We start from the raw sequence: 15,116 nt of genomic DNA, 5'->3' as shown, positions 1-15,116 counted from the left end.
CAATGAAAACAGCGAAGAAACTTGGACTGGCAGTTGCTGTAGCAACCACAATGGGTATGAGCTCCGCCATGGCGGCCGAGGTCAACATCGGCTTCTCTGGCCCGCTTTCCGGCGGCGCCGCACTGTACGGCGAAAACGTTCTGTCGGGCCTGCGCATGGCCGCTGACGAAATCAATGAAGCAGGCGGTTTCGACCTGAATGGCGAGAAGACCACCATTAATATCATCGCCCTGGACGATCAGTATTCCCCGGCTCAGGCAGCCACCAATGCCAAGCGCCTGAAGCAGGAATCCAATGTTCCGGCCATCTTCATTCCCCACTCCGGGGGCATCTTCGCACTGATGGACTTCAACGTAGAAGACGACTTCATCGTGATGGCCTATACCAGTGTTCCTACCATCACCGAGCAGGGTAACCCGCTGACCATACGGATCCCGCCGACGTTTGATGGCTACGTGAAGGCATTCACTGACTACGCCCTGGAGAACTGGGGTACCAAGCTGGCCATGGGTGGTGCAACCCACGAGTACGCCAAGATCTGGGCGTCCATGGTTGAGAAGGCCTGGACTGCCAAGGGTGGCGAAATCGTTGCCCAGAATCCGATGGACTACAACAAGTCTGCGGACTTCTTCACCGGCGTTAGTCGTCTGATCTCCGAGAACCCGGACGTCATGTTCGTTGGTGGTGCTTCTGAGCCGACCGGTCTGGTCATGCAGCAGGCACGTCAGCTGGGCTACGAAGGTGCCTTCATCATGATGGACCAGGCCAAGATCGACGAAGCCGCCAACGTGGTCGGCGGCTATGAGCTGTTGGAAGACACCGTCGGTGTGGTTCCGCTGACCGTGTACGAGACTGAGGCTGCCCAGTCCTTCATCGAGCGTTATGAAGAGATCTACGGCAAGACTCCGGGCTCTGAAGCGGCCTTCAACTACGGCGCTCTGCACGGCCTGGTTGCTGCGATGGACAAGACAGAAAGCACCGATCCGGAAACCATCCGGGCGGCCCTTGGGGATGCCATTGCCAACCTCGAGGACAGCAAGAACCCGTATGTAGTGGAAGGCGTTGACGAGAAGGGTGGCTTTATCACCGCGCCGACCATGGCTGTCGTCAAGGACGGCAAGATCGTCGAAGAGGAGTTCTGATCCGTCCGGACAGACACCACTGAATAAGAAAGGGGGCCTCGGCCCCCTTTTTCATGCCCGGTGACCGCCCAGCCAGTCACCGGATCACGGACCGGGTTTACGGCTTGACGTACATGGCCAGGTTCTCGGCCACGACGGCGGGCTTGTCCTCGCCCTTGATCTCGATCACCGTTTTGTAAGTCGCCAGAACCCGCTTCTCATCCACGTCCTGGATATCAACCAGTTCAACCGTAGAGCGGATATCCGAGCCGGATTTGACCGCGGCAGGCAGGCGTACCTTGTTCATACCATAGTTGATGGTTGCGGCAGGACCTGTCACGGTCATGGCCTGCTGGTTGAGCTGAGGAATCAGTGACAGGGTCAGGAAGCCGTGAGCGACCGGGGCACCCCAGGGCGCTTCTTTCTTTGCCCGCTCCACGTCCACGTGGATCCACTGGTGGTCGCCGGTGGCGTCGGCAAAGGCCTGGATCATCTCCTGGCTGACGTTCTTCCAGGTGCTCTGGCCCACAACCTTGCCCTTGTGGTTCGGCAGATCTTCGAGTGCGATACTTGTCATTATTGTCTCCTGGTTTCGTTTCGCGAAAATCAATTTCGTAAGCTATTCTCATGGACCCGGGCTTTCGGTGCAACAACAAAAACTCCCCCAGAATAAAGAGGTGTGATATGTCCAAGAAGCAACAATACACGCTGGTACAGCGTCCGGTCGGCATGCCCGACGAAACCCACCTGAAACTGGAAGAGGCGGACATGCCCGTCGCCGGTGAGGGCGAGGTGCTGCTGAAGACCCGATATCTGTCACTGGATCCGTACATGCGGGGTCGAATGAACGATTCGGCGTCCTATGCGACCCCGGTAGCCCTGGGTGATGTGATGACCGGGGAGGCGGTCAGCGAAGTGCTGGAAAGCAACCACCCGGACCTGTCGCCCGGGGACATGGTCATCGGCCGTACCGGCTGGCAAACGCACTCCGCCGCAACGCCCGACATCCTTTACCGTATTGACCCGGACCTCGCCCCGCCCAGCGCCTGGCTCGGGGTGATCGGCATGCCTGGCTTCACCGCCTACGTCGGCCTGCGGGAATTTGGTCAGCCCAAGGCAGGTGAGACGGTGGTCGTATCGGCGGCATCCGGCGCGGTCGGACAGGTCGTGGGCCAGATCGCGAAGATGAAGGGTTGTCGTGTGGTGGGCGTCGCCGGCGCCGATGACAAGTGTCAGCACGTGGTGGACCACTATGGCTTTGATGCCTGTGTGAACTACAAGGATGAGGATTTCGAGGAGCAGCTCCAGGCGGCTTGCCCGAATGGCATCGATGTATACTTCGAGAACGTCGGTGGCAAGGTGTTCGATGCGGTCATGAAGATGGTCAATGACTTTGCCCGCATCCCGGTCTGCGGACGTATTGCCCACTACAACCAGACGAAGCTGCCGGAAGGTCCGGACCGGCTGATTCCGTTTATGGGTCAGATCCTGGTCAAGCGGCTGATGTTCCGCGGCTTTATCCAGTCCGACCATAGCGAACTGCTGCCGGATTTTCGTCGGGATATGGGGCAATGGCTCAGGGAAGGCAAGGTGAAATACCAGGAAGATGTGGTCGAGGGCTTTGATCACACGCTCGACGCCTTCCAGGGGCTGCTGCAGGGGCGCAATCGCGGCAAGCTGGTGATCAAGGTGTCCTGAATAGCCGCTCTAAACGCAAAAGGGGCTTACCCGTAAAGGGCGCCCCTTTTTTGACAGCTGCTGACAGCGAATTCTCCGCCAGCAATCACCTGGACCGATCAGAGTACGGCCAGTGCTGCGTCGTAGTCCGGTTCGTTCTTGATCTCGTCGACCAGCTCACTGTGCAGTACCTTGTTGTCCTCGTCCAGTACCACAACGGCGCGGGCACAAAGGCCGGCCAGTGGCCCGGTCTGTAAGGCAACCCCGTAGTCCTGCTGGAAGCTGTAGTTGCGGAAGGTGGACAGGGTCTGCACGTTCTTCAGACCTTCGGCGCCGCAAAAGCGGCCAGCGGCGAAGGGCAGGTCGGCGGAGACAACCAGTACTTCCGTGTTGTCCAGGTTGCCGGCCTTCTCGTTGAACTTGCGGGTTGAAGTCGCACAAACGCCGGTGTCTATGCTGGGAATGATGTTGAGGATCTTGCGCTTGCCGGCAAACCTGTCCAGACCTACGTCCTGCAGATCACCGGTGGTCAGGGTGAAGTCCGGTGCCGTGTCGCCGGGCTGTGGAAAGGTGCCGCTGACTTCCAGCGGGTTGCCGTCGAGTGTGACTTTGCTCATGGGTGTCTCCTGACTTTCGGGTTGGTTGTTTCCAGTATCCATAACATACACCTGTTTAGTGCATTTTGGATGACCCGTCGAGCAGGAAAACTTCCTTTCGCTTCCGGTCAGTCACCGTCGGTCAGGGCGTCATTGGGTGGCCTTTGCGGGCTCAAAGCCGGGCGCGGGGTAACGCTGCACCAACAGCAGGTAGGCGCCCATGGCTGCGACCGCGCAGATGGCGATGATGCTGGCCATAACCAGCGAAGTGCCGGTGTAAAGATAGCCCACCAGTGAACCCACACAGGCTGCCAGCGCCATCTGAACGAACCCGAACAGGGCTGAGGCCGACCCGGCCATACGGGGAAAGTTGGCCAGGGCCCCGGCCATGGTCTGGGGCAGTGTCATGCCCACGCCGGCCATGAACAGGCTTTGCGGAATCATCACCGCCCAGACGTTATAGACCTCGGCCATTGCCAGTCCGGCCATGGCGGTCCCCCCGGTCACACTGACCAATAACCCCCGCACCAGGATTTGATCCGGCAGCCAGCGCCGCCCCAGCTGCATCGCCAGGAGGTTGCCGGCAATGTAGCCAGCTACTACGCAGGCAAAATAGAGCCCGAAATGCTCCGGTTTCACACCGAGAAAATCGATCAGCACATAGGAAGAGCCGGACAGGAACGCAAACAGGCCGGCAAAGGCAAAGGCATTGGTCAGGGTGTATCCGATAAAGCTGGGATCAGTGCCGATGTACCGGTAGTTTCTGGTCAGGGACCGCAGTTTGAGGGATTGGCGGTTTTCCGGTGCCATGGGTTCACGGATACCAAAGGCAACAATTCCGGCTACGACCAGTCCATAGACGCCAAGGGCAACAAAGATGGAAGGCCAGCCGAAACCGGTCAGCAGGAAACCGCCAACGGTGGGTGCCACTGCAGGGGCAAGGGCCATGATACTGGCCAGCAGTGCCATGATGCGGGCTGCCTCCCTTGGCGTATAGATGTCGCGGATAGCCGCCCGGCCAAGAACGGGGCCGGCCGAGCCCCCGAGTGCCTGCAGGAAGCGGAACAGCATCAGGGTTTCCACGTTGCTGGCCAGGGCGCAGCCGATACTGGCGAGGAAAAACAGCAACAGCCCGCCGATCATCACGGGTTTGCGGCCAAACCGGTCGGCAAGCGGTCCACAGAACAACTGTGCAACGGCAAAGCCTGCCATATAGAGGCTCAAGGTAAGCTGTACCTGGTCAGGACCCGCCGACAGGGCCTGGCCCATGGCGGGCAGCGCAGGCAGGTACATGTCGGTGGCCAGCGGTCCGAGGGCTACGGCTGCCGCCAGCAATATGGTTGTCCAGATACTGGTCAGTGCGAGCATGGATATTCCGGTCTTTAAATGGGAGCACCACTATACGGCGAGTGGCTGCAAAGATAACGACCGGCCCGATCATAGAATCCATGCACGAAATCGATTAATGGCCAAGATCCCTTGCCACAGCGGCCAACCGGTTACGCAGCCAGCGATGGCCGCTGTCGGTCTGGTAGCGCTGGTGCCAGATCATCAGGAGGTGCACGTCCCGGTAGTCAAAGGGCAGGGGCGCCGTGGCAAAGCCCCGCAACAGCTGGTGTTGCATGCGGGACGGGGCGGAAGCCACCAGGTCTGTACCGCGCAGGAATTCCGGCAGTCCCGAGAAGTTGGAGACGGTAACGGCGATATTACGGCTAAGCCCCCGCGCCCGCAGGGCATTCTCAAGCCCGGTGCGCTCACCCGTGCCGAACAGCACATCCACATGCCGTGCCCGGAGATACTCCGCCAGGGTGGCCGGAGCGGACTGCACGGAGGGGTCGTAGAAAATCACCATCTGATCCCGGAGCAGCCCTTTCTGGATAATGTCACCGGTATCGGGTGCGTGGGGGGTAATGATCAGGTCGCACACATCCTCCCTCAGCAGTTCCGGTCCGGGAATACCTGAAGGGACCACCTGCAGCCGGATGCCAGGGGCCTCCAGGGCTAGCTGCTTCATCAACGGCGGCAGTAACAGGTCCCGCTGATAATCGTTGGCGGCAATGGTGAAGGTAAATTCGGCCGAGGCTGGCTCGAATGGGGGACCGGCGGACAGGGCGCGCAGTTCATCCAGGATTTGCTGGATATGGGGCCCGGTTTTGAGGGCATAGCGGGTCGGTGCAATACCCCGGCCGGATTTCACGAAGAGCGGGTCGCCGAGGGTCTGTCGTAGCCGCTCAAGGGTGTGACTGACCGCGGACTGGCTCATACCCAGGGACACTGCCGCCCGGGAGACACTGTTCGCCCGGAGTACGGCCAGGAAGACCTCCAGGGAGCGGGTATCAAGGTGGAATTGATCAACGGATTTCATGAATGCAGTGTAGCACGCTATAGGCCTGCCCAATCGAGGCCTCCATTGTTATGATGCACGCCTTATAACACCGGAAAACGGACGACAAGATGCTGGGATTCCTGCCTAAGCCCCTGATTGGCGTGATTGCGGTCACCCTGTTGATTCTCAATACCCTGTTCTGGGCGCTTTTTCTCTACATACCGGCCCTGCTCAAGCTGATCGTGCCCCACAAGGGTTTCCGGGTCGGCTGTACCCGCCTGATTATCTGGGTGGCCGAGAACTGGGTGGCCGGTAACAATGCCTGGATGCGCCTGACCCAGCGCACCCGCTGGTACGTCACCGGCGCCGAGGAACTGGAGCGGGAAAGCTGGTACCTGGTGCTGAGCAATCATCAGAGCTGGGTGGATATCCTGGCGATGCAGTGGGTGTTCAATCGGCGGGCACCGTTTCTCAAGTTCTTCCTGAAGAAGGAGCTGATCTGGGTGCCGGTGATCGGTATCGCCTGGTGGGGGCTGGACTTCCCCTTCATGAAGCGGCATTCCCCCCAGTACCTGTTAAAGCACCCGGAAAAGCGCGGACAGGATCTGGCGACCACCCGCAAGGCCTGTGAGAAGTTCCGCTTTACGCCGGTCAGCGTTATGAACTTTGTCGAGGGCACCCGCTTTACGCCCGAGAAGCACCGTAAGCAGAAATCCCGCTATCAGCACCTGCTGCAGCCCAAGGCCGGAGGCGTCGGATTTGTGCTGGATGCCATGGGGGACGCCATGGAAACCCTGGTGGACGTGACTATTGCCTATCCCGGTGGCGCGCCCAGTTTCTGGGATTTCGTTTGCGGCCGGGTCAGCGAGGTGCGTATGGAAATCCATACCCACCCGATTCCGGACGCCCTCAAGGGCCGGGACTACGCCAAAGACGCCGAATACCGTCGTCAGCTCAAGGACTGGTTGGGAAATCTGTGGCGGGAAAAGGATCAACGGCTGGAGCGAATGCTGGCGGAAGCCGGCAAGGGCGAGCCCAGCGTCAGCCGCTGAGCCCTTGCCCGGGCCCGGCCATCAGTCACTCTTCAGAGCGAGTCGGCGCCTGGTCAACGGTGTCAGCAACCAGTTCCAGGTTGATCTGGCGACGCTCCTCATCAATACCTGCCAGCTTTACAGTGACCGCCTGGTCCAGCTGGAAGGTCCGGGCACCCTTGGTGGCTTCCAGGCGCAGGGTAACCGGATCAAAGCTGAACTTGCCTGACAGGGTCTTGCAGCTGACAAAGCCTTCCAGCCCGTTGCTGTCCAGCCGCACGAAAAAACCGGCAGGTACGGTACGGGTGATGACTCCGGTGAAGGTGGCGGCGCTATCCAGCTGACGTGCGTAATCACTCTTGAGCCAGCTTTCCAGGGAGTTGGATGCCTGGCGCGCCTGCATCTGGGCGGACTGCAGGCTGTTCAGGCCCTCTTCCGCCAGCCGGTCGTGTTGCTCATCCCAAAGGGCTGCCTTGATCAGCCGGTGCACGTAGAAATCCACGTAACGCCGCAAGGGAGAGGTAAACGTGGTGTAGGCAGGCAGCCCCATGCCCTGGTGGGGTGCTGCCTCGAATACCATCTCGGCCCGTGCCAGCTGGCGTGCGATGATGGTTCTCACCGGTACTTCCACGTCGAGGTCTGACGTCCGCACCATCAGTTCACGGAAGCCTTCCGGGGTGGCGGGGTCGATGCTTGCCAGTTCCGGTGCATAGCGCTCCAGCAGGGTGCGAATGTTATCGGCGCGGTCGTCTCGCAGGCCCGGATGGGCAATAAACAACCCGTGGTCCTGCCGGGCAAGGAAATCTGCGACACAGCGGTTGGCGGCGACCATGCATTCTTCCACCAGCCGGTGGGCTTCATTCTGGACAGCTGGCTCGATGGCACGGATGCGTCGGTTCTCGTCCAGCCGCAGGCGGAATTCGGGTCGGTCGCCGTTCAGCAGGGCATGGTCCGAGCGCCATTTGCGCAGTGCCGTGGCCGCCTGGTGAAGCTGGTCCAGGTTGTTGGTGACCTCCGGTGCCAGGGCATCGGTTTCCTCGTTGTGCTGGTCTTCAAGCAGCTGGCTGACCAGCTCATAGCTGAGCTTGCCGCGGGACCGGATAACCGCCCGGTGGAAACTGAACTCGCCAAGGCTGCCGTCGTTATTCACCTGAAGGTCGCACACCAGGGCGAGTCGGTCGGTGTCCGGCATCAATGAGCACAGCCGCGTGCTAATGGCTTCCGGCAGCATGGGGCGCGGTTCGCCGGGAAAGTAGATGGCAGTGGCACGGTTACGGGCTTCGGCGTCAGCAGGGGACCCTTCCGGAATCAGCGCAGTGGGGTCGGCGATAGCCACCGACAGGCGCCAACCCGTCGCGTTGGGTTCGGCCAGCAGGGCGTCGTCCATGTCCTGGGTGCCCGGGCTGTCGATGGTGACGTAGGGCTGACCAGTGCGGTCCTCACGGCCTTCCCGCAAGGGCGTGATGGAATCTTCCGATAGTCCGGCTGCCATTTCTTCCACCGCTTCGGGAAACGCATCGTCCATGTCGAAACTGGCGAGGGTAAAGTTACGCTCTATGCCCGGCTCACCAGCCTTGCCGATCACCCGGATAACCTGGGCCTGGCCCTTGCCGTCCTTGATGGGGTGGCGAAGTATACGGCAGTAGATGAAGTCATCCGGCTTTGCGTCGTTACGCTCTTTGGGCGGAATAAAGATCCAGCGACCAATGCCGGGGGTTTCAGGCGCCACAAAGTGCCCCTTTCCCTTTACCAGGTAGCGGCCCACGAAGGTGTCAAGGCTGGTTTCCAGCAGTTCCTCGACGATGCCCTGGGTCCGGCCCTTTTCACCGGACACTTCGGAGACGGTGATACGGTCGCCGGGCAGGACTTTCTGCATTTCCTCGGGCGGCAGGAACACGTCGCGGCCCTCGTCCAGTGCCACAAACCCGAATCGACCGTTGGTGGCCTTGACGGTGCCGGGGTAGATCACCTTGTGTTCCTTGATGTCGGTTTTGAGCTGGCGCAACTGGTTGAGCGCGTCGGCATTAAGCATGAATGAAACCTGGCTGGTAAGAGTGACTGTTGGCGGGAGTATACCGGTTATGGCTGGCTGAGTCAGATGGTCTGTGGTTGAGATTCAGTGCCGGTAACCCGCGAATTTCGGTGGCCTCAGGTTTCGCTCGGTTCGTGCTGAGTAGCCGTTTCGGGCAGTGCATCGCTGGTGACCAGCTGGTTCCGGCCTGCCTGCTTGGCCCGATAGAGGGCCTGGTCGGCTTGCCTCAGAATTTCATCCAGCGGTTCCCCCGGCTGGGCGAGGTGGCCGCCAATGCTTACGGTCACCGGCATGCCCATGGCCCGGCTCTGGCTTTCAATATGGGTGCGTATACGCTGGCCGATATGACTGAGGGTATGGGCGTCGCAGGGCGCAAGGATCACCACGAACTCATCACCACCCCAGCGGCCAGCCTGGTCATAGGGGCGCAGGCTCGCCCGCAGCCAATGGGCGACATCGCACAGGATGGCATCGCCACTCTGATGCCCCTGTTCGTCGTTGATGCCCTTGAAGTGATCAATGTCGAGCCATAGCACACCGAAGCCGGTGCCCTGGCGGTGGCTTCGTTCAATCTCGGCGCTGAACAGTTCGTCCAGGGCCCGCCGGTTGCCGAGTTCCGTCAGGGGATCCATGCGGGCAAGCCGGTGCAGGTCCCGGGTGCGCTCGTCTACCTGTCCCTTGAGATCGTCGTTAATGGTTTTCAGACTGGCGGTCATGGCCTCGAAATGGGTGCTGAGCCTGCCAATCTCGTTATCCGGCTTGGGCAGGGGCGGCAGCTGGAAATTGCCCTGCTTTACCTGGTACACCGCCCCTTCCAGCGCAAGTACCGGGCTCAGCACCCGGCGGCTGATCAACCAGTGGAACAGCAACAGGCTGACCATCAGGGTGGCCAGGAAAACCCCCACCAGTGGCCAAAGGTAACTCACCGGCAGCAGGGTTTGCAGGTCCAGCAGGGTAATCTCGAACCAGCCAATGGCGGGCAGGTAGGCGACCCCTGCCAGGTGCTTGCGACCATCCACCTCAACAAAGCTGCTGGCGACGGCCCCTTCGCGGCCACCTTCGTTCTTGAGCATCTGCAGCATGCCCAATACTTTCTTCTGGTCGTCCGGTGACTCGAACAGCAGGTCGACCGTATTCTTCTGGCCCTCGGGCTTGATGATGCTGGCAAAGTCGATGTAGTTGCGGTCCCGGTACAGCTGGATGGCACCATTGTAGTCGACAAACAGGGTAGTGATGCCGTCCTGTCCAATGTCCACGATATCCTGCAGGAACTTATCCAGGTCCATTCCGGTACCCACCATGCCCAGAATCTCACCTTCCGGGCCACGCATCAGCACATCGATCCAGAGCTTGGTAACGCCCAACTCGGTATCCGGGTTCACATTCAGGTGGAAGTCGCGGCCCTCCTCAATCAGCTGGTAAAACCAGGCATCGTCCGGGTCATCGGGATTGAGCACGTAACGGAACTGGTTATCAGCGTAGTCGTTGGCCTGGTTGTTGAAGTAATAGCGACCGGATTCCCGGAGGGCGACGAAATAGCTGTTGTCGCGGAAGTTGGCCCGGAAGCTCTCCATCTGCTGGATTGCCGCGGCCTCCAGGGCAGGGTCATCCGGGTTCCGGGCCCACTGGATCAGGGTCGCAGAGTCAGCCATCTGGCGGGCCAGGCCGATCTCCCGTTCAAGGGATTGCAGCAACCGTGCACTGTCGTAACGAACCTGGATCTCGGCAACCTGCTGACCCCAGCGTTCAATAATATCTTCCGAGAGGGCGCGATAGGCCAGCCATGAGGCAGCTGAGGCTGCCATGATCAGCAGTGCCGTCAGGCCAAGGATGCGGGTTTTCAGGCTCAAGGCGGTAATCCTTCCGGCTTGGGGTCAGGTGAGTCCATGATAGACCAGGCTGCGCTCTATGCGTAGAAAACCTGCCGATTCGAACGACAGGATTTTCTGCCATATTCCAGAGATCAGCCTTACCGGTACCACCGGTTCCATGCGGATGGATGAGGCTCACCGTCAGTGGTAGTCGGCAAACACCCGGGTCTGGCCGGCCTTGTTGAACAACAGCACCTGGTAGTTGTCCTTGCGGTCACCCATTTCCATACCCGGTGAGCCTGCGGGCATGCCGGGCACGCTGAGACCATGGGCCATGGGCTTGTCTTCCACAAGCCGGCGGATATCGGCTGCCGGCACATGGCCTTCGATGACATAGTCATCGATGAAAGCGGTGTGGCAACTGGCCAGCTGTGGCGTCAGGCCAGCGTCCATTTTTACCTGGTTCATGTTGTTGGTGTCTGTGACGTCCACTTCGAAGCCATTTTCTTCAAGATGATCTACCCAGTCGCCACAGCAGCCACAGGTGGGTGATTTGTAGACCTTGATGTTCAGGTCGTCCTCGGCCCAGGCGCCCTGGCCGGTGGTCAGGACGGCCGCCAGGCCCAGGGCAATGGTCAGTTTCTTCATGGTGTGGTCCTCAATGATGATCGTGTTGGGTGCCGGCATCGCCGGATTCCGAGAGCCAGAACCACCAGACGATGGCGCCCATTAATACCAGTCCTGCAAGGTTGACTAGCACTGTTGTCATCAGTTCCCCTCCTGCGTTTCGGATTCGTGACGGGGTTTGAAAAGTCGTAACCGGTTGGCGTTGGTGACCACGGTGACGGATGACAGTGACATGGCGGCGCCTGCCAGGATCGGGCTCATCAGCACACCCCAGACTGGATACAGCACCCCGGCGGCAATGGGAATGCCCAGGGTGTTGTAGATAAAGGCACCGAACAGGTTCTGGTGAATGTTGCGGACGGTGGCGCGGGAGATCTGTATGGCGTCCGCCACCCCGTGGAGCGATCCTCGCATCAGGGTGATGGCGGCACTTTCGATGGCGACGTCAGTACCGGTACCGATGGCAAAGCCGACGTCTGCCGCCGCCAGTGCCGGTGCGTCGTTGATACCGTCTCCCACCATGGCCACCGTGTGGCCCTTGCGGCGCATTTCTTCCACAATAGCTGCCTTGTCTTCGGGCAGAACTTCGGCGCGAATATCGTCAATCCCGGCCTTGCGGGCGATGGCTTCGGCGGTGGCTTGCACGTCACCGGTCACCATCATGACCCGGATCCCCGCATCGTGCAGGCGCCGGATAGCCGCTTCGGAGTCTTGCTTTATCGCGTCGGCCACCCCGATTACGCCCAGCGCCCGGTTACCCCGGGACAGGAACAGCGGCGTGCCGGCCTCATCGGTAATGGTGCGGGCGGCACTGTCCAGGTCAGACAAGTCGATGCCTACGCCTTCCAGCCAGCGCCGGTTGCCCAACCGCAGGGGCTCGCCGTCCAGCTCGCCCTGTACGCCCTTGCCGTTCAGGGCTTCGAAGCCAGTGACGGAACGTTTGGCTGCCCCATCGGACTTTGCCCTTTCGAGAATGGCCTCTGCCAGGGGGTGCTCGGAGTGCTGCTCCAGGCCTGCGGCCAGCGCCAGCAGTTCGGCTTGGTCACCTTCCGCGGCGTGGACATGGGTAACCGCCGGGTGACCTTCGGTAATGGTGCCGGTCTTGTCCAGGATTACCAGGTCCAGCTTGCCGGCAGTTTGCAGGGCATCCCCCTGACGAATCAGGGCACCATACTCTGCCGCCTTGCCAACACCGACAATGACCGACATTGGGGTGGCCAGTCCCAGCGCACAGGGGCAGGCGATGATCAGCACGGTGGTGGCCGCCACCATCATATGGACCACCCGCGGGTCAGGGCCGAAGTTGAACCAGGCGAGGGCGGTGACCACGGCGATCAGCATGACACTGGGCACGAATACGGCAGAGATCCTGTCAGCCAGCCGGCCGATGGCCGGCTTGGAACCCTGGGCCTTTTTCACCAGCCGGATGATCTGGGCAAGGGCTGTTTCGCTGCCCACACGGGTCGCTTCGTAGACGATGGAACCATGGGTATTCAGGGTGCCGGCGGAAACCTCGTCACCGCTGGCCTTGTTGACCGGCATGGGTTCGCCGGTCAGCATGCTCTCGTCGATGCGGGTGCTACCGTCAACGATAATGCCATCCACCGGCAGCTTCTCACCGGGCCGCACGCGGATCTGGTCGCCCTTGCGCACCTGTTCGACAGGAATGTCCTGCTCCTCACCATCCCGGATCACTCGGGCGGTCTTGGCCCGCAGGTCCAGCAAGCGCCGCACCGCTTCTGATGTCTTGCCCTTGGCCCGCAACTCCAGGGCCTGGCCCAGGTTGATCAGGCCGATAATCATGGCCGACGCCTCGAAGTAGACGTGGCGGGCCATATCCGGGAACACGTCCGGGAATAATGAGACCACCATGGAGTAGAGCCAGGCGGTGCCGGTACCCAGGGCAATCAGTGTGTCCATGTTGGCGTTGTGGTGGCGGAAGGCCTTGGCCGCACCCACGTAGAAATGCCCGCCGGTGACGACCATGACGGCGAAGGTCAGTATGCCCAGGTTGATCCAGGTCAGCTGGTTGGCATCGCTGATCATCATGGAACCGAAGCCCATGCCATAGGCCATAAGCCCGATACCCAGGCCAAGGCTGACGGCCATCTTGACCATCATGTCCCGATACTGATTGCGGTCCTGGGCCTGCTTCTGTTCATCGGCGGCGTCGGGGTCTTCAATCACGCTGGCGCCATAGCCGGAACTTTCCACGGCCTGCACCAGGGCATCGGGGTCGGCGTCGCCGGTGGCGGTGGCGGTGTTGTCGGCCAGGTTCATATGGGCGCCGGTCACGCCCTTGACGGACATCAGGGCCTTTTCGATGGTGGCCACGCAGGAGGCGCAGGTGGCACCGGTCACCGAGAGTTGCACCTGGTCATCGTTGCTGGCTGGCGCCGGTAAATCCGCTTCCGGAGTTTCGTCGTGCTCAGGTGTTTTGTGGGTCCTGTTTGTTTCCTGCTCTGGCTGCTCTGGCTGCTCCGGTTCGACGGGCTCTTCGTCGTTCAGGGGCCGTGCCGGGTACCCGGCTTCCGTTACTCGTTCAGCCGCGTCGTTCCGGTCAATACCGGGCATCAGCAGAATGGTCTGCTTTTCCAGATCCACATGGGTGCGCTCCGGCGCGCCGGTTAGTGGTTCCAGGGCGTTGCGAATCTTGCGGGCACAACCCTGGCAGGTAGCACCGGAAACCGAGAGTGCCGGCTGCCACAGGGGTTCAGCCGGGTAGCCGGCATCGGTGACCCGCTGGGCCGCATCGGCCAGGTCGGTATCAGCTGGCAGTGCCACGGTCTGGTTCTCCAGGTCCACTTCAACGCGGTCAGTGCTGCCGGTAAGGGGCTCCAGGGCCGCCCGGATCTTTTTGGCGCAACCCTGACAGCTGGCGCCAGTAATTGACAGGGCCGGTACCAGGGTTTCCATTTCAGCTTCAGCCATGGTGGCGGTCCTCCTCGGGCCTGGATGGGGTGTCGTTGTCCCAGTGTTCGATCAGCCGGCAGATGGTGTGGCCGTCGGGTGTGCCGTCCGGCATTGCCTGCCAGGCAGTGAGGGCGCTCTGCATGCGTTCCCGCAACTGCTGCAGCTGTTCGATCTCTTTCTCCACCTGGGCGAGTCGGTCCTCGAACACTTCGCGGACCATGGGGCAGGGTGAGTGGTGGTCATCCGCCTGCTCCAGGATGGAGCGAATCTCCGGCAGCGAGAACCCCAGCTGCCGCGCCTTGCGGGCAAACCGCAATCGTCGCAGGTCTTCGGCGTCATACTGCTGGTAGTTGTTGTCCGGGTTGCGGGTCGGGTTTAACAGGCCCTCCCGAGTGTAGAACCGGACCGTGTCCGGTTTTACCTTTGCCGCCTTTGCCAGTTCGCTTACTTTCATTGGGGTTAGTCCCATCTGTGCTTCATACGAGCCTAGACTAGAACCTGTGAGTTGCTCATAGGTCAAGGCTTTGTGCGTTGTTGTTGGTTTTTGATTCCGGCTGGGGTGTACGGGACTCTTTTTCGCGGGCGGGTCCGGGGGTGGGTGGGGGTATTACTCCGCCGCAATTCACGGTCCGTCCGTGGACCGGCCTTGCTCCGCGCCATCCATGGCGCTGCTGCGTAATACCCCCACCCACCCCCAGACCTATGAGCAGATGCAGTTAACGCCGATTTTTTGCGGGGCCTGTAAGCCGGGATGGTTATTGTTCAGCCGCCATTCACAGAGGCATTAAAGGGCATTTCAGGAGGCAAGTTACGGAGAAGGTTGATCAATCCGATTGTGTTGTAGTGCTGTTGGAGGATTGCTCATTAGTCTGACGGATCTGGGGTGGCCCGGGGATTTTGGAACAGCGCCATGGATGGCGCGGAGCAAGGCCGGTCCACGGATGGACCGTGAATTGCGGTGGAAAAATCCCCGGGGCGCCCC

General features: G+C 60.7%; 12 protein-coding genes. 3 read left to right on the top strand and 9 right to left on the bottom strand.

Features of this window, described 5'->3' with window-relative positions; translation table 11 throughout:
- Nucleotides 1-2 precede the first annotated feature (2 nt).
- A complete protein-coding gene (locus BM036_RS11550; protein WP_091852089.1) occupies nucleotides 3-1,142 on the top strand; it encodes an ABC transporter substrate-binding protein in 1,140 nt (379 codons plus the stop codon).
- 97 nt (nucleotides 1,143-1,239) lie between these two features.
- Here BM036_RS11550 and BM036_RS11545 read toward each other — a convergent pair whose 3' ends face one another.
- A complete protein-coding gene (locus BM036_RS11545) occupies nucleotides 1,240-1,698 on the bottom strand; it encodes a MaoC family dehydratase (RefSeq protein ID WP_091852087.1) in 459 nt (152 codons plus the stop codon).
- A gap of 107 nt (nucleotides 1,699-1,805) precedes the next feature.
- Between BM036_RS11545 and BM036_RS11540 the strand changes: the two genes are divergently transcribed.
- Entirely contained in the window at nucleotides 1,806-2,819 is a 1,014-nt protein-coding gene (locus tag BM036_RS11540; RefSeq protein ID WP_091852084.1) for an NADP-dependent oxidoreductase, read from the top strand.
- A 98-nt stretch (nucleotides 2,820-2,917) separates the two neighbouring features.
- On the opposite strand, the gene tpx is transcribed toward BM036_RS11540, so the two are convergent.
- The 3 genes from tpx to BM036_RS11525 form a co-directional block, all read right to left on the bottom strand.
- A complete protein-coding gene (gene tpx / locus BM036_RS11535; protein WP_091852082.1) occupies nucleotides 2,918-3,415 on the bottom strand; it encodes a thiol peroxidase in 498 nt (165 codons plus the stop codon).
- 129 nt (nucleotides 3,416-3,544) lie between these two features.
- Nucleotides 3,545-4,762: a Bcr/CflA family multidrug efflux MFS transporter gene (locus BM036_RS11530; protein ID WP_091852080.1), complete on the bottom strand. Its 1,218-nt coding sequence runs from the start codon at nucleotides 4,760-4,762 to the stop codon at nucleotides 3,545-3,547.
- 94 nt (nucleotides 4,763-4,856) lie between these two features.
- The gene (locus BM036_RS11525) at nucleotides 4,857-5,759 is read right to left on the bottom strand and encodes a LysR family transcriptional regulator (protein WP_091852077.1); all 903 of its coding nucleotides are present in this window, start codon (nucleotides 5,757-5,759) and stop codon (nucleotides 4,857-4,859) included.
- Nucleotides 5,760-5,848: 89 nt separating this feature from the next.
- Between BM036_RS11525 and BM036_RS11520 the strand changes: the two genes are divergently transcribed.
- Complete coding sequence (locus BM036_RS11520) at nucleotides 5,849-6,772, top strand: acyltransferase (protein WP_091852074.1); 924 nt, start codon at nucleotides 5,849-5,851, stop codon at nucleotides 6,770-6,772.
- A gap of 25 nt (nucleotides 6,773-6,797) precedes the next feature.
- Here the strand turns inward: BM036_RS11520 and BM036_RS11515 are convergent, their stop codons facing one another.
- The 5 genes from BM036_RS11515 to BM036_RS11495 all read right to left on the bottom strand — a co-directional run bounded on the left by BM036_RS11515 (nucleotide 6,798) and on the right by BM036_RS11495 (nucleotide 14,588).
- Nucleotides 6,798-8,783, bottom strand: a complete 1,986-nt coding sequence (locus BM036_RS11515; protein WP_091852071.1) for a ribonuclease R family protein — start codon at nucleotides 8,781-8,783, stop codon at nucleotides 6,798-6,800.
- A gap of 116 nt (nucleotides 8,784-8,899) precedes the next feature.
- Complete coding sequence (locus BM036_RS11510; RefSeq protein WP_091852068.1) at nucleotides 8,900-10,633, bottom strand: sensor domain-containing diguanylate cyclase; 1,734 nt, start codon at nucleotides 10,631-10,633, stop codon at nucleotides 8,900-8,902.
- A gap of 162 nt (nucleotides 10,634-10,795) precedes the next feature.
- On the bottom strand, nucleotides 10,796-11,242 hold the full coding sequence (locus BM036_RS11505; protein ID WP_091852065.1) for a DUF411 domain-containing protein: 447 nt from the start codon (nucleotides 11,240-11,242) through the stop codon (nucleotides 10,796-10,798).
- Nucleotides 11,243-11,362: 120 nt separating this feature from the next.
- Nucleotides 11,363-14,152: a heavy metal translocating P-type ATPase gene (locus tag BM036_RS11500; RefSeq protein WP_245742591.1), complete on the bottom strand. Its 2,790-nt coding sequence runs from the start codon at nucleotides 14,150-14,152 to the stop codon at nucleotides 11,363-11,365.
- On the bottom strand, nucleotides 14,145-14,588 hold the full coding sequence (locus tag BM036_RS11495; RefSeq protein WP_091852062.1) for a MerR family transcriptional regulator: 444 nt from the start codon (nucleotides 14,586-14,588) through the stop codon (nucleotides 14,145-14,147). Before BM036_RS11495 ends, BM036_RS11500 begins: the two co-directional genes overlap by 8 nt.
- Nucleotides 14,589-15,116: the final 528 nt, after the last annotated feature.

Origin of the sequence: Marinobacter segnicrescens (genome assembly GCF_900111555.1) — a bacterium.
In the GTDB taxonomy this organism is placed as follows: Bacteria; Pseudomonadota; Gammaproteobacteria; order Pseudomonadales; family Oleiphilaceae; genus Marinobacter; species Marinobacter segnicrescens.
This window is presented reverse-complemented; position numbering and strand designations above follow the sequence as displayed.